This is a genomic window from Pseudoalteromonas sp. APM04 (assembly GCF_022809815.1).
GTDB classification, from domain to species: domain Bacteria; phylum Pseudomonadota; class Gammaproteobacteria; order Enterobacterales; family Alteromonadaceae; genus Pseudoalteromonas; species Pseudoalteromonas marina.
In genome coordinates, this window is record NZ_CP094442.1 from 583,123 (window position 1) to 602,634 (window position 19,512).

Genomic DNA, 19,512 nt, shown 5'->3' on the forward strand with positions numbered 1-19,512 from the left:
GTATGCGCATAGCAAAAGTGTTGTTAGCCGCAGGACAGTCGTCTCGTTTTGATGGATGCAAATTAATAGCAAATGTGGGCAATAATAAAACTATGATTGCTCGTGCAGTTGACGTTTTACAACAGTTAGACGCGGGTGCCGTCTATGTTGTTTCAGGCGCCTGGCATAACGAAATTACTCAAGCGCTAAAGCACTACAATAATGTCGAAATTATCTGTAATTTAGATTGGCAGCAAGGGTTAGGTAAATCAATCGCGCTTGCAGCTAATCAGTTAAGGCATAGTGACGGTTGGGATGGCATTTTATTTATGCTAGCAGATCAGATTGAATTGGAGGCGTGCGATATTCAGCAGTTAGTCACTCGTTTTCAGAATAACCCCACTCGATGGTGTGCTAACTATGGAGAACGATTAGGTGTGCCGGCAATTTTTCCTCATGATGATTTTGATTTACTCACCACTTTGTCGAATGACAAAGGCGCTCAACATCTACTTCGTGAATCCGGCGGTATTGTAAACTGCGTTTTACTAAATAAGGCAAGCGCAGACATAGATACCGTTGAGCAGTTAAATTGTTATACCGCTAAACAGGCGCTAAATTAAATAATTAAACTTTAAGCAATCGATATATCGCAAGCAGGGGTCCAGCTTAAATAAAAAAACAAACTAAACTTTAGTTGAACATGTTTATATAAATACATTCTGCGCAGCGCATAAAGTTGCGCACACTACTTAAGAGCAATGTCGAGGATCAAGTTGCTTTAATTTTAATGGTATTACCAACTGCTCAGCACAAATCGCAGTGCAGTTGATTGAAAGCTAATTCAAGGGGCGGGTTATGGTAACGTTTACAATTAACGGCAAAGTGATTGAATCACAAGCAAGTGAAGATACACCACTGCTATGGGTTATTCGCGATGAAGTAGGACTAAAGGGCACTAAGTTTGGTTGTGGCATAGCAATGTGTGGTGCGTGTACAGTGCATTTAGATGGACAGGCTACACGTTCATGTGTATTACCCGTAGGAGCTGTAGCTGGTAAAAACATTACCACTATTGAAGGTCTCAATAACGAACACCCGCTTCAAAAAGCATGGGTTGAAGAGCAAGTACCGCAATGTGGTTATTGTCAGTCTGGGCAGATTATGCAAGCGGCAACATTACTTGCAGACAATCCGTCGCCAACAGACGAAGAAATTGTCAATCATATGAATGGTAACTACTGCCGCTGCATGGCGTACAAACGTATAAAGTCGGCAATACAACGTGCGGCCGATGAGTCACAAAGCGCAGTACAGATGTTTAACCCAAATGAGCAAGACGTTTAATCGGAGCGGATAATGAAAAAATTATTTCAAAAAAACAGCGAAACCGTCAACTTAAATCGTCGTTCATTTATGATTGGCAGTGCTAGTGCGGGCTTGGTAATGGCATTTGCGCCTGCGTTACTTTCAGGTTCTTTAAGCGCCAAAGAATCAATTTCACAACAGGCGTTTTCACCCACTATTTGGTGGACAATGGATACCAATGGTGGGGTAGAGGTTAGCATTGCAAAGGCTGAAATGGGCCAACACATTGGTACTGCTTTAGCACGAATAGTGGCCGACGAGTTAGAGTGTGATTGGGATAAAGTATCAATTACTTACGTAGACACCCATGAGAAATGGGGATATATGGTTACAGGTGGTTCGTGGTCAGTATTTCAAAGTTTTAAACCGCTATCGCAAGCGGGTGCCGCAGGTCGCTTAGCCCTTATTGATGCAGGGGCAAAAATGCTAGGGGTTAAACCAGAGCAATGTATTGCACAAAAAGGGCAAATTGTTGCTGGTGGTCAATCGGTAAGTTACGCTGATATTGTACAAAAAGGTGAATTTAATCTTACCTTTACAAGTGAAGAAGTTGCAAAGCTTCCTTTAAAACCAGCCAACAAACGTCATTTAACCGGCTTAAACCAAGATTTTAAAGCATTAGATATACCCGCTAAAACAAACGGATCAGCAGTGTATGGCATTGATGTTGAAATAGAAGATATGGTGTATGCGCGTCCGGTTATTCCTCCAACACGTTACGGTAGTAAAGTAACAAGCGTTGATGACAGTGGCGCAAAAGCAATTAAAGGTTATCGCGGTTTTGAAATATTAAACGATCCTAGTAATACCGTTGAGGGGTGGGTTGTTGTACTGGCTGACAATTATCACAGTGCTATTAAAGCGGTTGATGCGTTAAATGTAAGCTACCAGGTAGGCAAAACGGCTAACGTCTCCGAGGCAGATATTCAGGCGCAGGGTAAAAAATTATGTGACGATAGCGCATCCGGTACTTTATTTGTAGATGAAGGCAATACGCCTCAGGTTTTGGCCGATGCAAAAAACACATTTGATGCAACTTACACCACGGCGACAGCGAGTCACTACCAATTAGAGCCACTTAACGCCATAGCTGAATTTAAAAACGGTAACTGGATTGTACATACGGGTAACCAATGGCAATCACTCACGTTACCTGCTTTAGCCAAAGCCCTTGATATAGAGCAAAATAAAGTCATTATTCGTCCTTACTATTTGGGTGGTGGCTTTGGGCGTCGTTTATTTGGTGATTGGACAGTCCCTGCTGCATTAACGGCAAAAGCAATAGGTAAACCGGTTAAGCTTGTATTTACCCGTGAAGATGACAGTTTATTTGATCAGTCTCGCTCAGCGTCTACGGCTAAATTAACCGCTTCGTTCGGTGAAAAGGGAGAGCTTAGTGCATTAGAGCATGCGTTTGCTGCAGGCTGGCCAACTAAAGCAATGGCGCCAGGATTTTTGGCTCCTGGTGTTGATGGTAATGGTAAATTTGATTCGTTTTCGGCCTCAGGTGCTGATCACTGGTATAGCATGAGTAACCATCGTGCTCGTGCTATCAATAACGAGTTAGCACAAAGCACTTTTACGCCGGGTTGGTTACGTTCAGTTGGACTGGGTTGGATTGTATGGAGCCTTGAGTCTTTTATAGACGAAATAGCGCACAAGCAAGGTATTGATCCGGTTAAGTTTCGTTTATCAATGCTTGACGGTAAAGGAAAACAAGCGGGCAAAGCACCTGAAAGTGTGGGTGGCGCCCGCCGTTTACATGACGTACTAAAAAAAGTGTCACACAAAGTTAGCTCAATAAAGCTTAACGAAAACGAGGGCATTGGTTTTTCGGTTAGTTCAGGGCAAGAGCGCCATATGCCGGCATGGATTGGCACCGCAGCCCATGTTCACGTTAACAAAAGCGATGGTAAAATCACCCTTAAAAAATTATACGCTGTTGTTGACGCCGGTTTAATTGTACATCCTGATGGTGCGATGGCTCAATTAGAAGGGTCATTATTATGGGGAGCGAGTATGGCCTTACATGAGTCCAACTCTTATAAAAATGGCCAAGTAGCTGCTACAAACTTTAATACTTACCTTCCACTGAGAATGCAAGATGTACCCGAAATGGACATTGAGTTTGTGCAAAGTGATGAGTTTCCTGTAGGGTTAGGGGAGCCAGGTGTTATTGGCGTTGCGCCAGCAATTGGCAATGCCGTATACAATGCAGTAGGTGTACGTTTACGTGACTTACCAATGAAACCAAGTGCAGTTATAAAAGGTTTAAAAGCCTGAATAAACACCAAAAGCGTGTAAACCTTAAATTTACACGCTTTTGCAGTGCGAGTTATTAGACTCATATTAGATTAAATACATAAGGCCTTTATTTTATATTAATAAAGCCAAATTCCGTGTGTTAACCTACAACCATAATAAAAGCATAACCTGTAATACTCACAGGCCCAGTTAAACAAAGTAAAGTGAAGGTTTTTTATGCTCATCGACCCAGCAGGGCGAAAATTTAGTTACTTACGCTTATCGATTACCGATGTGTGTAACTTTAAATGTGTTTATTGTTTACCCGATGGCTACCAATGTGACCATGACAGAGAATTCCTTTCACTGAATGAAATCAGTAATACTATTAGTGCTTTTGCGCATCATGGTATTACCAAGCTACGTATTACTGGCGGTGAACCCACCCTTAGAAAAGATTTCATAGATGTTATTCGTGTGGCAAAAGATACACCGGGCATTACAAAAATAGCTGCTACAACAAACGGTTTTTCAATGCATAAGCACATTAACAATTGGGTAGATGCAGGGCTTAATGCGATTAATGTGAGTATTGATACACTTGATCCAAGAATGTTTAATACTATTACCGGTCACGATAAATTTAATACCGTGATGAAAGGCATAGACGAAGCGTTAGAAAGTGGTATTGAATCGGTAAAAATAAACAGCGTGTTAATGAAGCAATATAATGGTCAAGAGCTCGACACATTTTTAGCGTATTTAAAGCATCGTCCAGTCACTATGCGCTTTATTGAACTAATGCAAACTAACGACAATAAGGCATTTTTTGATAAAAATCACGTGTCGGGTCAATCAATTAAAGCACGATTACGTGCAGCGGGGTGGCAACCTGTCATTAGAAGCATTACAGACGGTCCTGCTCAGGAGTTTTACCACCCTGATTACCAAGGGCGTATTGGCTTAATAATGCCTTACAGTAACGACTTTTGTAACACATGTAACAGGCTGAGAGTGTCTTCTTTGGGTAAATTACACCTTTGTTTGTTTTCAGAGCAAGGTATTTCATTACGAGAGTACATGAACGAAAACTCAAACCAAGCACTTATAGATCAGTTATCTCGTTATATTAAAACTAAAAAGCCAACTCATTTGCTACATCAGGGCGAAACAGGTGTAACAACTAACCTTTCAATGCTGGGTGGTTAGCGGTTAAAAATGCCACAATGTGGTGCAATAACACTCGATTACACTTGTTATATATTTATTACAGGGTAGAATAATCCCTTAGTTCGACGTTATTGAGTTAATTGAATGGATATCACCGCTCTAAATAGTACTAAAGCATTAAGAAAGCACGTTCTTATATGGATGTGTTTGTTTTTTGGTTCTGTCTCATTATTTTTTAGCGCATTAAACGTATTCAGTGGTGTCTATTTGCTCGGCTTTTTAGAGCTCTGTTTTTCAATTTATTGCTTGTATACCATTCATCATTTAAGTAAGCATGCATTGCGGTTTTGGCAGTCTGTTGTAATGTGTGTATTGGTTTGTATTATAGTTTTGTACGCCAATTATATATCAGAACCTAAATATGGCTTATTTGTATGGTCATTCGCTTTGCCTGTATTGTGTTACTTATTAATGGGAAAGCGATACGGAATTTTCTTCTCAGGTACTGTCCTCTTTATTCAATCACTGATTTTATTAAGTAAATCTTCGCCTGATCCTATAGTAAATTTAAATATGGCGATTAACTTACTATTGGCCTATGTCAGTATTTGGACTGTTTCGCATATTTTTGAGGGAAGCCGCGCGCTTTCATCTAAACGTTTAAAAAACCTAGCACTACTTGATCCATTAACTGGCGCAGGTAACCGGTTATCAATGAACCACTATTTTGAAGTAGAGCTGGTTGATAAAACAAATACCTATTTATTTTTACTCGACTTAGATTACTTCAAACAAATAAATGACAAATTTGGCCATGATGTAGGCGATAAAGTACTTACTGAAATTGCAACGCTTTTAAGAATAACCTTAGCAAAGGGGTACGTGTTTAGGGTTGGCGGTGAGGAGTTTGCCGTTATTCATTCTTTTAATAGCAAAGACGAAGCCTTATTTGCAGCTGAAAAGTTAAGAGAAACTGTTGAAAAAACACCGTTTAATATTGAGGGGCATGCAATTAAACTTACTATCAGTATTGGTGTAGCTGACTATCAAGCTAACCCCTCGCTTGAATCTATTTTCATTGCAGCTGATAAACAGCTTTACAAAGCAAAACGCTTAGGTCGAAATAAAGTATATGCAAGTTCAAAAGAGCAATTAAAGCAAATAGAAGTACCTGCTTAATACATTTTTTCAAAGTTTGGGATGCCGCGTTCCCAAATTGGTTTATCTTTTCCTAAATATTCGCGCACTGCATCAAAAAATAACCGTGTACGTACAGGTAAATCTCTGTGCGGATAAACAGCATACATAGCACTGTAATCCATTAACTTTACATCCGTTAATATAGGAATTAATTTACCCTCAGTAATTTCGTCACCGATTATAAATGCCGGTGCTACAAAATAAGCGGTGCCAGATATGGCCTTCATTAGCAGTGCTTCAGCATCGTTGGCGCGATACACACTTTTTATCTTTTGCTCACATGGCTCACCCGAGCTGTTGTAATAGTCAACTGTTTCAACTCTCATCGAGTTGCTCGCATAACTTGCCGCAGGCAAATCTGCTAGTTCTTCCATGGAGGATGGCATACCATACGTGCTGATAAACTCGGGGGCGGCAACAATTAATAAGCGATTACGTGCAATTTTTCTTGCGATGAGTGATGAATCTTTTGGCTCACCAATACGAAATGCTAAATCGAACCCTTCAGATACAATATCTACTAATCTGTCATCAAGCCTTAATTCAACTTCAACCTGAGGAAAGCGCTTTTGAAAGTCATTAAGTACTGGTTGTAAGTAGCGCCTACCAATGAGTGTTGATGAAGTAATTTTGAGGACGCCACGAGGCTCTAAGTGGTAGTTTTCTGCCATGCGCACGGTTTCACCAAGCAGCTCTCTGAGCTCACCGGCTTTTTTTATCATTTCTGCACCAGCGGCAGTGAGTGAAAATGAGCGAGTAGTGCGGTTTAGCAATCTAACCCCTAGCTCATCTTCTAAACGACTAATTTGTTTAGAGATCACAGAGCGATCGATATTACGTAATTCGGCAGCTTTAGCAAAAGAGCCTTGCTCAACCACTTCAAGCAACATTAAAAGCCGACTTGTCGTATCCATATAACCACCAAAACAATACTATTGATGCCATTTTGGCATTAATGAATTTAAAAATCTATGGTTTTTGTCCGCAGGTATAACCCGTAGTATGCGTTCTTAATCAATTAAAGGAGCGTCTTCATGAAAAAACACCTTATCGCTGCTGCATTTGCAGGCGCATTTTTAACACTTGCTGGTTGTGCTGATGAAAGTACACCGCCTTCGGCTCAAGCACAATTGATTCAACCCATAGATGTTGCTAACGTACTTGTTAAACCAGTACAAAGCTGGCACACCTACACAACTCGCTTAGAGTCTCCGCAAGAAGTTGCACTTATGCCACGAGTATCTGGTGTTATAGAACAAATTACGTTTAATGAAGGCGACCTTGTTAAAAAAGGCGATGTATTATTTAAGCTTGATGACCGTCCGTTTGCGGCGGTTGTTGCTAGTTTAAAAGCCCAAGTTAACAGTGCACAAGCTGCGCTCGAGCAAGCAAAAAGCGAAGCTAAACGCGCTGAACGTTTAACTGAACGTAAAGCAATTTCAACTGAGCAAGCAGAATCACGTACTTCTGTATTACGCCAACGCGAAGCACAACTTGCTGCATTACAAGCACAGCTAACATCAGCTGAACTTGATTTAGAATTTACAGCCATTGTGTCACCTATCGACGGTGTGATCTCGCGTGCCAATATCACGAAAGGTAACAACATCATTGCAGGGCAAAGCGTTCTTACAAGCATTGTTTCTAATGAAAAAATGTACGCCTATTTTGATGTGGACGAACGCACTTGGAATAGCGATTTTAGTAACGTGACCTCAAAAAGTCGCCAAGCCGTTGTAATGCAAAAAGTAGGCGAACGCGATTTTGCTTACAAAGGGTACATAAACTTTATTGATAATCAAATTAACTCATCAACAGGTACGCTGCGTGTGCGTGCTGTATTTGATCAGGATAACAGCCAATTACGTGCAGGGTCGTTTGCGCGTATTAAGCTTGCTGCTAATTCAGTGACAGAGCAAATAATTGTGCCAGACAGAGCAATAGGAACTGATTTAAAAAACCGCTTTGTTTTGACTGTGGGTGAAAACAATGTGCTGCAGTACAAATTAGTTACAGTGGGTGAGCGTTATGGCTCTCTTCGTGCCATCACCTCAGGTCTTTCAGAGGGCGATGTAATAGCCGTAAATGGCCCTGCTCGTGTTGGACCAGGTATGCCTGTGGCACCGAACAAAGTAACCATTGATAGCAGTGATGTTGCGTTCACCATGAACAATGACGATTCAAGCTTAGTCGCAAAGCAATAAGGTTTTTTAGATGAAATTTTCACACTTTTTTATACAGCGACCCATTTTTGCGGCCATGCTGTCTTTGGTTATATTAATTGCCGGTGGTATTTCGTTATTCCAACTGCCAGTAAGTGAATACCCAGAAGTCGTGCCTCCTACCGTGGTTGTAACAGCAAGCTACCCAGGAGCTAACCCAACGGTAATAGCGCAAACGGTAGCAACGCCGTTAGAGCAAGAAATTAATGGTACAGAAAACATGCTGTATATGTTTTCTCAAGCAACCAGTGATGGTCGTATGACGCTGACGGTTACATTTGCACTAGGTACTGATTTAGACCGCGCCCAAGTACAAGTACAAAACCGTGTAAACAGCGCCTTGCCACGTTTACCTGAAGAGGTGCAACGTTTAGGTGTGGTGGCTGAAAAATCATCACCCGATTTAACCATGGTGGTGCACTTGTACTCACCAGAAAAATCGCACGATACCGCTTATTTGTCTAACTATGCCGACCTATATATTAAAGACGAAATAGCACGTTTACCGGGTGTGGGTGACTTGCGTTTATTTGGCGCAGGTAAATATGCCATGCGTGTATGGTTAAACCCAGATGCGCTAGCAGCACGCGAGCTAACCGCAACAGATGTAATAACAGCACTTCGTTCACAAAACCAACAAGTAGCAGCAGGTAGCTTGGGTGCACAGCCGGTTTCTAACGACAGTCAATTTCAAGTTCTGTTAAATGTAAAAGGGCGTTTAAACAGTATTGAAGAGTTTGAACAAGTAATTATTAAAGTGGGTGATGAAGGCCAAATAACACGCCTTACTGATATTGCCCGCGTAGAGCTTGGCCAAGACAGCTATTCTTTGCGTGCTGAGCTTGACTCACAACCTGCACTTGCAATGCCTATATTTCAACGCCCAGGGTCTAATGCAATTGAGCTTTCGGACCAAGTACGCGAAACCATGGCGCGTTTATCAAAAGACTTCCCTGAAGGTGTAGAATACGACATAGTTTATGACCCGACTGTATTTGTTCGTGGCTCTATTGATGCTGTAATTGCCACGTTGCTTGAAGCTATTGTACTAGTAGTGATTGTTGTCATTGTGTTTTTACAAACATGGCGTGCATCTATTATTCCACTTATTGCGGTGCCTATTTCACTCATTGGTACATTTGCGGTAATGCAGTGGTTAGGCGTATCTATTAACACCTTGTCGCTGTTTGGTTTAGTACTTGCCATTGGTATTGTGGTGGATGACGCCATAGTTGTAGTTGAAAATGTTGAGCGTAACATTGAACAAGGGTTATCGCCGCTTGAGGCAACACGTGTTGCTATGAGCGAAGTAACAGGGCCAATTATTGCCATTGCACTCGTATTGTGTGCTGTGTTTATTCCTACGGCATTTATTACCGGACTGTCAGGGCAATTTTATAAGCAATTTGCCTTAACAATTACTATTTCAACGGTGATTTCAGCAATTAACTCGTTAACGCTGTCGCCAGCCTTAGCGGCACTGTTGTTAAAGTCTCACGATACTAAGCCAGATGCATTCACACGTTTGTTAAATAAATTATTTGGCCGCTGGTTATTTAAACCTTTTAACCGTGTATTTGACCGAGGCGCCAAAGGCTACGAAAAATTAGTTAAAAAACTAATTCGTATGAGCTTTATTGTAATGATCGGTTATGTTGCCCTAGTTGGTGGAACCATTAAGCTGTTTGATGCAGTACCTGGTGGGTTTATTCCACAACAAGACAAACAGTACTTAGTTGCCATTGCACAACTACCTGATGCAGCAAGCCTTGACCGTACTGAAGATGTTCTTAGACAAATGCAGCAAATTGCACTTGAAGTACCAGGTGTTGCTAATACGGTTGCGTTTCCAGGTTTATCAGTAAATGGCTTTACTAACAGCCCTAACAGCGGGATTGTGTTTACTCCGTTAGATGCATTTGAAGATAGAACCGATCCGAGTAAATCGGCCATGGCTATAGCCGCGCAGTTAAATCAACGGTTTGCAGCAATTGACGAAGCGTTTGTGGCAGTATTTCCGCCGCCGCCAATTCAAGGTTTAGGTACTACAGGTGGCTTTAAACTTCAAATTGAAGACAGAGCAAACAAAGGTTTTGAAGCGTTATTTAATAGCCTACAAACAGTGATTGGTAAAGCGCAACAAGATCCAGCATTAATGGGGCTTTACTCAAGCTTTAGAATTCAAGTTCCACAAATGGATATTGATATTGACCGTGAACAAGCGTTAATTCAAGGCATTCCGCTTGACGAAGTGTTTAATGCTTTACAAATATACTTGGGTTCTGTGTATGTAAACGACTTTAATATGTTTGGCAGAACGTACCAAGTAAATGCGCAAGCTGATGCTGATTATCGCCTAGACCCTGATCAAATTCTTAACCTCAAAGTAAGAAACCGTGAAGGTAACATGGTGCCATTAGGCTCAATCCTAACGGTTACGCCAACAATTGGTCCAGATCGTGTAATGCACTATAACGGTTACCCAAGCGCAGAGCTTAACGGCAGCCCTGCACCTGGTTTTAGTTCTGACCAAGCTCAACTAGCAATTGAGGCTATTTTGGCCGACAACTTACCCAGTGGTATTGAGTACGAATGGACTGAAGTAACGTACCAACAAGTATTAGCAGGCAACACTATGGTGTATGTGTTCCCATTAGTTGTGTTACTGGTGTTTATGGTATTGGCTGCACAATATGAAAGCTTACGCTTACCACTGGCAATTATTTTAATTGTTCCAATGACGATATTTTCAGCATTACTTGGTGTTTGGTTTGTGGGTTCAGACAACAATATATTTACGCAAATAGCGCTTATTGTGCTGGTGGCCTTGGCCTCTAAAAATGCGATATTAATGGTTGAATTTGCAAAAGATAAAAACGATACAGGCTTATCGCATATTGATGCAATATTAGCGGCATGTCGTATGCGTTTACGCCCAATACTTATGACATCAATCGCCTTTACAGCGGGTGTTATACCACTTGTACTTGCAACGGGTGCAGGGGCTGAAATGCGCCATGCAATGGGTAATGCCGTGTTCTCTGGGATGATTGGTGTAACCGTGTTTGGTTTATTGTTTACCCCGGTGTTTTACATGCTTGTTGTAAAGAAAAAAGGTAACACACAGGAGTTATCAAATGACTAATAAAATAGCAAAGCGGTTTAAAACACAGTTAACCGTAGCTTCTGTATTAATGGTCACGCTCATATCTGGTTGTGCAAGTAAGGTTGACGTGCTTGACGAGCAAAAAACAATTAACGAATTTGTTGCCAGTGCTGCAGTTGCAGACCAACTAAGTGGTGCAGATGAAACTAGCTGGTGGCACGCGCTTAAGTCTGAGCAGCTAAACCAATTAGTATCAGATGCACTCGCTAAAAACTACGACCTAAAAACAAGTCAGCTTGTACTAAAAAGTGCATTAGCTAGGCTGGGCGAGCAAAAAGCACAATATTTACCGCAAGGTGGTGTTGAGGTAGGCGCTCAAAGAAGCGGCTTAGGAGATACAAACTCACGCCAATCAAGTGCTAATTTTGCACTTAATTGGCAGCTTGATTTATTTGGCCGAGTGACTGCTTTAGTTGATGCCGCAAATGCATCGGCTATGAGCCAAGCAGAGCAAGTTCGTTTACTCCAAATTGAAGTTGTTTCAGCGGTTGTTAAAGGGTTTGTTAGCTATCAAGGCAATGCTGAAAAACAGCGCATTATTAGCTTACAAATACAAGCGCTTGAGCAAAGTATTGATGTGTTACAAGCGCGAGTTGATGAAGGTGTTGCAAGTGAGCTTGATTTAAACCGCACCCTAGCGCAATTACGCCAGCAACAAGCGTTAATTCCTGCCATTGAGTTTGCAAAGTACAGTGATTTATCAACGCTTGCTGTTCTTACAGGGCGTTTAACTCAAAATATTGAATTAACAAATGAACTGAGTGTGTTACGCAATAAATTTGACGTAACACTTAGTAAGCCAAATGCTGCTATTGCACTGAGGCCAGATATTAGCCGTGCAATTTATGACTTTAGCCAAGCCAATAGTTTAAGTGTGGCAGCCAGTAAAGCTTTACTACCTGATGTAAGCCTAAGTGGCTTTGCAGGTGTGTTAAGTCTAGGTAGTAATGGCTTTAGCGATACACAGCAGCAATGGCAAATTGCGCCTAAGTTGCAATGGTCAATCTTAAGCTATCCTGCTCTTTTAGCACAACGAGACGCACAACAGTTTTTAAGTGAAGCCGCTTACAGCGATTATCAAAACGTGGTGCTTAAAGCACTTAGTGAAAGTGAGCTTTCGTTGCAGGGGTTAGTTAATCAGGCACAGCAAAAACGTTTTGCAGATGAACGCTATGACTTTGCTAATAAAGCCTTTTTACAAGCAGAAGCCATGTATGAAGAAGGCCAAATCCCTTATCTAGAGTTGTTAGATGCGCGGCAGGATGTTTTAATAGCACAAGAAAATGCAGTTGAAACAACCATTTTATCGTTACTTGCTAAGGTCAATGCGTACCAATCATTTAATGGGCAATGGAGCTATGCACTAAGTAACACAAATAAGTAGAGTTTAACGATGTCTGATACTGATATTTTAACGCAAAATACTATACCGCATACAATGCGTGCCATTGTATTGGAAAAACCGAATGATCAAATAAATTTAGCTGACATTGAGTTACCTGTTCCTGAGTGTTCAGATAACGAGCTACTGATAAAAGTAGAATATGTTGGTTTAAACCCCGTTGATGGGCATTTTGCAAAATCAGGTTTTTGTCAGTGGCAGTACCCTCATATTTTGGGGCTTGATGCGGTAGGTGTTGTAGTAAAAGCAAGTAAAGGGATTTTTCCTAATGTTGGCGAGCGAGTCATGTGGCACGCCAACGTAGGTGGGCAAGGGGTACTGAGTGAATACACAAAAGTGCCTAATTTTGCAGTGTCTATTGTACCGCAAGAGTTAAACCCAGCGGTTGCTGCTGTGCTGCCTTGCGCCGGAATGGCAGCACTAATTAGCTTAGATAAAATTAGTATCACCGAAGGTCAAACTGTTTTTATTGAAGGTGGAGCAGGTGCTGTGGGGCAGTTTGCTATTCAGTACGCTAAACAGCGTGGCGCTGATGTATTTGCAACAGCCTCTAAGAAAAACCATAAACTCGTTAAACAGCTTGGTGCGGATGTTGTGTTTGACTACAACGATAAAAAGTTGTGTGAAAAAATTCGTAGAGAGCTAGGGCCGCAAGGGTTCGATGCAGTAATCGATACCGTGGGTGGTGAGTCGACAGCGCGTAATATCGAACTCATGCGTTTTTGCGGAAAAATAGCGTGTTTAAATCCATTACCTTGTTTTGAACAAGATCTAATGTACCGGCGCGCGCCAAATATAAGTGTTGTGTCGCTTGGTGGTGCATGGCTCGCTAATAGTTTATGTGCGCAGCAACGCTTGAGCTTTATGGGTAATTTATTACTCGAAGGCGCCACCAATGGTGATATTAAAGCACCGACCTTAACGCCTGTTGAGTTTAACGCAAACGCGGTATCTAATGCCTTAAACACGCAGCTAGCGGGTGGTTTTACAGGCAAGCATGTCGTAAAAATAGGCTGTTAAAAAACTCTGATTAATACAAAACGCAGCCTGTTTAAGCTGCGCTTTTTTATGCCTTTTTTAGGTGTCATTCACTTATTATTTTTTATACATTTACACTAATAAGCAAAAGCATTTTAAACAACTTGAGTGGCCATAAATCACGTATTTAACGTGTCAACTTACCCTGTTCAATACAATAAATCAGGCTTAAATTTAAAAATTAAAACAGTCTGTATTTAAAAAAACACCCTAATTCATTACCCGCTTTGCAGATTATTTGCTTTTTGGTGCCTTTGCACGGCGTTTTATCAATCAATCTTAAAAAATTTATCATTTTCAGCGTACAGGTGTAAGCCTTTGTGTTTCAACAGTTTACGTTCGAGTAAAGAAAATAAATTGAAAAAACTGTTAATTAATTGAATAGAGTAATTGATCTAAAGCGATTTTTATGACGTAATGTAGGTATTATTTATCTGGTCGGATGAGTTCAATCATGAGTTTACGTAAAAAGTTAAAAAAAGTTTTACCAAGTATTTCTATCACTGAGCAAGAAGCGCTAGACGCGGGTGATGTTTGGCTTGAAGGTTCTATCTATCAAGGTAAGCCTGATTTCAGTGCATTACGCGATGTACCAGCAGCTACACTAACAGCTGACGAACAAGCATTCCTTGACGGCCCTGTACAAGAGCTACTAGGCATGATTGACGATTCAGTAATTCAAAATGGCATTCACTTACCGAATGACATTTTAGAGTTTTTGAAAAAAGAACGTTTCTTCTCGCTTATCATTCCTAAGTCATTTGGTGGATTAGAGTTTAGCCCTTACGCAAACTCAACAATTGTTGGCACAATTGCGACTAAAAGTTCTGCAGTAGCAGTAACGGTAATGGTACCTAACTCATTAGGTCCGGGTGAATTACTTCTTCACTTCGGTACGCAAGAGCAACAAGCGCATTACTTACCACGCTTAGCAAACGGCACAGACATCCCATGTTTTGCCCTAACGAGCCCTGAAGCGGGTTCTGATGCCGGCGGCATTCCAGACGTTGGTAAAGTAACCAAAGGCATGCACAACGGCGAAGAAGTTCTTGGCCTAGAAATTACATGGGACAAGCGTTATATCACACTTGCACCAATCGCAACGGTTCTTGGTTTAGCATTTAAAGTAGTTGACCCAGACGGTTTATTAGGCGGTAAAGAAAACCTAGGTATCACGTGTGCCTTAATTCCAAAAGAGCACCCAGGTGTAGAACTTGGTAATCGCCACGATCCAATGGGTATCCGTTTTTACAACGGTACTACACGTGGTAACAAAGTATTTGTACCAATGGATTTTGTTATTGGTGGTCAGAAAAACATCGGCCGTGGTTGGCAAATGCTGGTTAGCTGTTTAGGTGCTGGCCGTGGTATTTCACTACCCGCGCTAGGTGTAAGTACAGCGCAAGTTGCACTTAAATCTGCATCTGAATACGCAGCAGTACGAGAGCAGTTTGGCCTATCAATCGGTCAGTTTGAAGGTATTCAAGAAAAGCTTGCTGACATTGCGGGTAAAACATACCTTCAAGAAGCAATGCGTGTACTTACAACTGAAGGTTTAGGCATGGGCTTAAAACCATCGGTAGTAACGGCAATTGCTAAATACCACATGACTGAACTTGGTCGCGACGTATTAGACTCGGCGATGGATATTCAAGCCGGTAAAGCGATTCAAAACGGTCCACAAAATACACTAGCAAGTGGCTACGTTGCACAACCTATTGCAATTACTGTAGAAGGCGCAAACATCCTTACTCGTAACCTGATGATATTTGGTCAAGGTGTTATGCGTTGTCACCCATACTTACAATCTATGGTTGAATCAATCCACAGCGACGACAAAGGCGCTGATGCAGAATTTAACGGTATTTTACGTAAAACAATTGGTTACAGTACAGCAAACAGCTTACGTGCATTCCGTTTAGGTGTATTACCATTTACAGCTGGCGCAAGCTCAGCATTACCAGAAGTACGTGACTACGAAAAAGCAGTTCACAAATTATCTGCAAAACTTGCAGTATACGCTGACTTCTCGTTGTTAGTACTTGGCGGTAAATTAAAGCAAGCAGAAATGCTATCAGCACGTTTAGGCGATGTAATGAGCTTCTTATATGCAGCTATGGCATCAATTAAATACTACGAGCAAAAAGTGGCGAGCAGCGAGCGCGAGCAAGCAGCACCTTACTTCCATTATGCAACTCGTTTTGCACTACAAAGCGCAGAAGAAGCATTGCACAAGTTCTTAGATAACTTCCCTGCAAGTGGTACTAGTAAGTTTATTCGTTTCGTTACAATGAACTACTCAACTAAAATGCCAAAAATCAGCGATGATTTAATCCGCGAATTAGCTGAACAAGCACAGCTTGATACAGCCTTTAAAGCGCAAATAACGCATTTAGTTAAGCCTATTGAAGGCGACGGTCATCATATTAACGAGCAAGCTTATAAAGCTAAAATTGCATCACTAGCTGAACTTGCGAAAGTTAAAAAAGCATTACGTGCAAGAACCATCAAGCCAGGTGCTCGTTTTAGCATTACGCTTGAAAACGCACTTGCTGCAAACGTAATTACAGATGCTGAGTTTGCTCAGTTAATTGATTACAACAAGAAACGTGAAAAAGCGATTCGTGTTGATGAGTTCGATTTTGATATGAACATATTAGATGACAACGCACAACCAGTTAACCCACTTAAAAGTGTGGTTAACCAGTAAGCTACAAAGCTAATTCAATGATGCAAAGCGCCAGCAAAATCGGCGCTTTTATTCTTGAGTCAATAATTAGTGTGGAGCCCCGTTTGATTAAAACCAAACGGGGCTTTTTTATGTGTTTTTAAAGTAGCAATAGATAGCGATATTGGTCTTAAAGCGAATATGTAACGCTAGAGGATTAGAAAGAGACGCTCATAATCTTGAAAAAGGCTAACAACTCCATTAGCAGCTTGTGTTTTAGCTGACATGTTACGTTTTAATAGAATATGGTCTAAAAACGCTTCGACTTCTGAATTTCCCATTGAGCTTGGGTGGCGTTTGTTGTGAAAGTGAATAAAGTTTGGACCCAACTCAAATAAGCATCAATAGTTATTAATGAATACTGTCGAGTGAGCATATAGTCCGCAATGTAATTTAAATACGCAGAGCAAGTTTTTATTTTCAATTCGTCAAATTAGCGCTGTATATATGCACAGCCATGGCTTCGTCGCTCGCATAGTCAAGAAAACGACCCATTCGCTCGTTTTATACTAAGAAGAAAACGCGCGCGGGTGAATTTTAATAACACTGGCAATTAGTTGGCAAGTTTGTTAATAATAAACCAATAAGAAAACGAGCTACGCTGTGGTAGAAATACGCGCGATTAGCTCGCTATAAACATGTTGAACTAAGCCGCTACGCGGAGATCCTATTCTGACCATTTGAGCCACACTTACCTTGGGGTTATCCCATAACTTGGAGGTAAGTCATGAATACACTCATTGAACAAGTCAAAACTGAAATAGCCTATCGTGGTTATTCGCAAAGTACCTGTAAAAGCTACTGTGAACATTTACTAAAACTCAGTCATTATTTTAATAAACCACTCGATTCGATTACTGATGACGAGATTAACGCCTTTTTTAACGATCCTGCGATTCGTGAACTTTCCAGATCGAGTCAAAAAATACAGATAAACAGTATTTGGTTCTTGTTTAAGAATATTTTACACCGGCCATTGAACTTAGATATTACACTGCCAAAAGTAAAACTGCGTGCACCCACGTATTTATCGCGCGATGACATGCGACGGCTTATAGAGAGTTGCACCGATATGCGCTTAAAAACATTGATTATGGTGTGCTATGGGTGTGGCTTACGTATTGGCGAATTGTTACGTATCAAAGTGCAAGACATCGATGGCCAGCGTAAAACCATTTTAATTGAACAAGGTAAAGGAGATAAATCGCGTTATGTTGTAGTTTCAGATAGCGTACTAAACCAATTACGCAGTTACTGGAAAATGTACCACCCAACAGGCTGGATGTTTTATTCACGATGGTTAATGGATAAACCCATGTCACCCTCAAGTTTCAGAAAGCCATTGAGAAAACATGCACAAGCGTGTGGCTTAAAGCACTGTAATCCACATGCTTTACGCCATGCTTATGCAACACACCAACTTGAATCAGGTATGCCACTTCATCAACTGCAACATCAGCTTGGTCACAGTGATATTAAAACCACACAAAGTTACTTACATTGGTTACCAGAGTTAGGTCATGGCGGCATTGATTTGCTTGCGAGCTGGGGTAAACAATGAGCGCTTTACACCTCGCTGATATTTTAAACTCGAATCTTGAGAATTATCGCCAGCATCATACGATGAGCTATCAACAACTGCGTGTCTGTCAGCATCTTCAATCATGCAGAACAGGTCAGCTCGGTTACCAAGCATGGCAATGTGATAACTGTGGTGAGTCACAAAAGATTGGATGTAGCTGTCGAGACCGTCATTGTCCACGTTGCCAAGGCATGGCTACGGCTAAGTGGGTGCAAAGGCAGCAAGAGGATTTATTACCGTGTCGGTATTTCCACCTTGTTTTTACGCTCCCCCATGAGTTGAATATCATTGCGCACTATAACCCAAACGCGTTGTACCAGTGTTTATTTAAAGCCGCATGGCAAACGCTGTGTAAATTTGCGAAACGAAAGAGGCATGGTCAGTTAGGCATGACAAGCGTACTGCATACATGGGGGCAAAACTTAAGTCAGCATATCCACTTGCATTGTTTGATACCCGCAGGTGCACTTGAAAAAACGCACTGGCATGAAATAGAAAAAGGCTATTTATACCCCGTAAAAGCGTTATCAACAGTCTTTAGAGGTAAAATGCTGGCGGCGCTCAATGAAGGCGATGGTTCATTCGCGAAGATAAACACGCCAACCAAATGGTGCGTGTATAGCAAAGCCTGTTTAACGTACAGTGAAAAGCTAGTTAGTTACCTTGCTCGTTATACACGAAAAGGCGTGATGTCAGAATCGCGATTAGTGTCAGCGAATGAGCAGTCAGTGAGCTTTAAATACCGCGATTATGCAGATAACAACCGCGATAAAGTAATGACACTGAGCTGTGATGAATTTTTACGGCGTTACTTACAACATGTATTGCCCAAAGGGTTTATGCGCATTCGTCACTATGGTTTTTTAGCTAATGCATGTCGCAAGCGAAAGTTAGCATTAATAAGGTCACAAGAATCACACATAGGTAAAGTGGAGAAGCTAAAGACAGAAAACGTAACACTGATACCGCATTGGCCTTGCCAGCATTGTAAGGTAGGTATCATGCGATTAATTGGCGTATTCAAGTTATATGAAACAACGACCAAAGTAGAGCGAACGAGTTAGCAGCTAGGTAGCTGCTTAAAATCAATTAGTTAACCTGCTTAACTGCTCAGGCTAGCGGCCTCTGTACGTGTAAAAAATATAATTGCTTATTAAGGCAAATTTAGGTGTAATGAATACATAATAAGCGCTGAGCAATGCAGGGAAAGCTTACATAACACTTTCCTAGCTGATTAAATCAGCTAGGAAAGTGAGAGCCTCCAAAAAGCAAATTCCCATAGCATAAACAACACCAACTCTGACACACCGAGCAGGTAGCGGCTCAGTCCAACAAGCGATTATGCAACACAAACAGCGTGTCGCATAAATACTAAAATGTTAGGTAACAAGGAACGTATAGCGTTTAATTTAT

14 protein-coding genes are annotated in these 19,512 nt (G+C 41.3%); 12 read left to right on the forward strand and 2 right to left on the reverse strand.

Going from position 1 to position 19,512, the window contains the following annotated elements:
- The first annotated feature begins 2 nt into the window (after positions 1-2).
- The 5 genes from MTP24_RS18495 (at position 3) to MTP24_RS18515 (ending at position 5,940) form a co-directional block, all read left to right on the forward strand.
- Positions 3-602 (forward strand): nucleotidyltransferase family protein, encoded by a 600-nt coding sequence (locus MTP24_RS18495; protein ID WP_243534033.1) that lies wholly within the window; start codon positions 3-5, stop codon positions 600-602.
- Positions 603-837: 235 nt separating this feature from the next.
- Positions 838-1,326 carry a (2Fe-2S)-binding protein gene (locus tag MTP24_RS18500; RefSeq protein ID WP_010556716.1) on the forward strand — a complete coding sequence of 163 codons (489 nt, stop codon included), beginning with the start codon at positions 838-840 and terminating at the stop codon, positions 1,324-1,326.
- A 12-nt stretch (positions 1,327-1,338) separates the two neighbouring features.
- Positions 1,339-3,630 carry a molybdopterin cofactor-binding domain-containing protein gene (locus MTP24_RS18505; RefSeq protein ID WP_243534036.1) on the forward strand — a complete coding sequence of 764 codons (2,292 nt, stop codon included), beginning with the start codon at positions 1,339-1,341 and terminating at the stop codon, positions 3,628-3,630.
- A gap of 198 nt (positions 3,631-3,828) precedes the next feature.
- The gene (gene moaA, locus MTP24_RS18510; RefSeq protein ID WP_243534038.1) at positions 3,829-4,800 is read left to right on the forward strand and encodes a GTP 3',8-cyclase MoaA; all 972 of its coding nucleotides are present in this window, start codon (positions 3,829-3,831) and stop codon (positions 4,798-4,800) included.
- Positions 4,801-4,905: 105 nt separating this feature from the next.
- On the forward strand, positions 4,906-5,940 hold the full coding sequence (locus MTP24_RS18515) for a diguanylate cyclase (protein ID WP_243534041.1): 1,035 nt from the start codon (positions 4,906-4,908) through the stop codon (positions 5,938-5,940).
- Here MTP24_RS18515 and MTP24_RS18520 read toward each other — a convergent pair.
- Complete coding sequence (locus MTP24_RS18520; protein WP_033025041.1) at positions 5,937-6,875, reverse strand: LysR family transcriptional regulator; 939 nt, start codon at positions 6,873-6,875, stop codon at positions 5,937-5,939. The two genes, MTP24_RS18515 and MTP24_RS18520, sit on opposite strands and share 4 nt — an antisense overlap.
- Before the next feature lie 120 nt (positions 6,876-6,995).
- Between MTP24_RS18520 and MTP24_RS18525 the strand changes: the two genes are divergently transcribed.
- From MTP24_RS18525 to MTP24_RS18545, 5 genes are all read left to right on the forward strand, one after another.
- Positions 6,996-8,165 carry an efflux RND transporter periplasmic adaptor subunit gene (locus MTP24_RS18525; RefSeq protein WP_243534043.1) on the forward strand — a complete coding sequence of 390 codons (1,170 nt, stop codon included), beginning with the start codon at positions 6,996-6,998 and terminating at the stop codon, positions 8,163-8,165.
- A 10-nt stretch (positions 8,166-8,175) separates the two neighbouring features.
- Complete coding sequence (locus MTP24_RS18530) at positions 8,176-11,328, forward strand: multidrug efflux RND transporter permease subunit (RefSeq protein WP_008127493.1); 3,153 nt, start codon at positions 8,176-8,178, stop codon at positions 11,326-11,328.
- Positions 11,321-12,733 carry a TolC family protein gene (locus tag MTP24_RS18535; protein WP_243534045.1) on the forward strand — a complete coding sequence of 471 codons (1,413 nt, stop codon included), beginning with the start codon at positions 11,321-11,323 and terminating at the stop codon, positions 12,731-12,733. The genes MTP24_RS18530 and MTP24_RS18535 overlap by 8 nt, the downstream gene beginning before the upstream one ends.
- Before the next feature lie 9 nt (positions 12,734-12,742).
- Positions 12,743-13,771, forward strand: a complete 1,029-nt coding sequence (locus tag MTP24_RS18540; protein ID WP_010556710.1) for a zinc-binding dehydrogenase — start codon at positions 12,743-12,745, stop codon at positions 13,769-13,771.
- 472 nt (positions 13,772-14,243) lie between these two features.
- Complete coding sequence (locus tag MTP24_RS18545) at positions 14,244-16,499, forward strand: acyl-CoA dehydrogenase (protein WP_243534047.1); 2,256 nt, start codon at positions 14,244-14,246, stop codon at positions 16,497-16,499.
- Between the two features lie 167 nt (positions 16,500-16,666).
- Here the strand turns inward: MTP24_RS18545 and MTP24_RS18550 are convergent, their stop codons facing one another.
- Positions 16,667-16,798, reverse strand: a complete 132-nt coding sequence (locus MTP24_RS18550) for a hypothetical protein (RefSeq protein ID WP_243534050.1) — start codon at positions 16,796-16,798, stop codon at positions 16,667-16,669.
- A gap of 446 nt (positions 16,799-17,244) precedes the next feature.
- Between MTP24_RS18550 and MTP24_RS18555 the strand changes: the two genes are divergently transcribed.
- Positions 17,245-18,078 carry a tyrosine-type recombinase/integrase gene (locus tag MTP24_RS18555; protein ID WP_243533905.1) on the forward strand — a complete coding sequence of 278 codons (834 nt, stop codon included), beginning with the start codon at positions 17,245-17,247 and terminating at the stop codon, positions 18,076-18,078.
- Complete coding sequence (locus MTP24_RS18560) at positions 18,075-19,163, forward strand: IS91 family transposase (RefSeq protein WP_243533907.1); 1,089 nt, start codon at positions 18,075-18,077, stop codon at positions 19,161-19,163. The genes MTP24_RS18555 and MTP24_RS18560 overlap by 4 nt, the downstream gene beginning before the upstream one ends.
- Positions 19,164-19,512 lie beyond the last annotated feature (349 nt).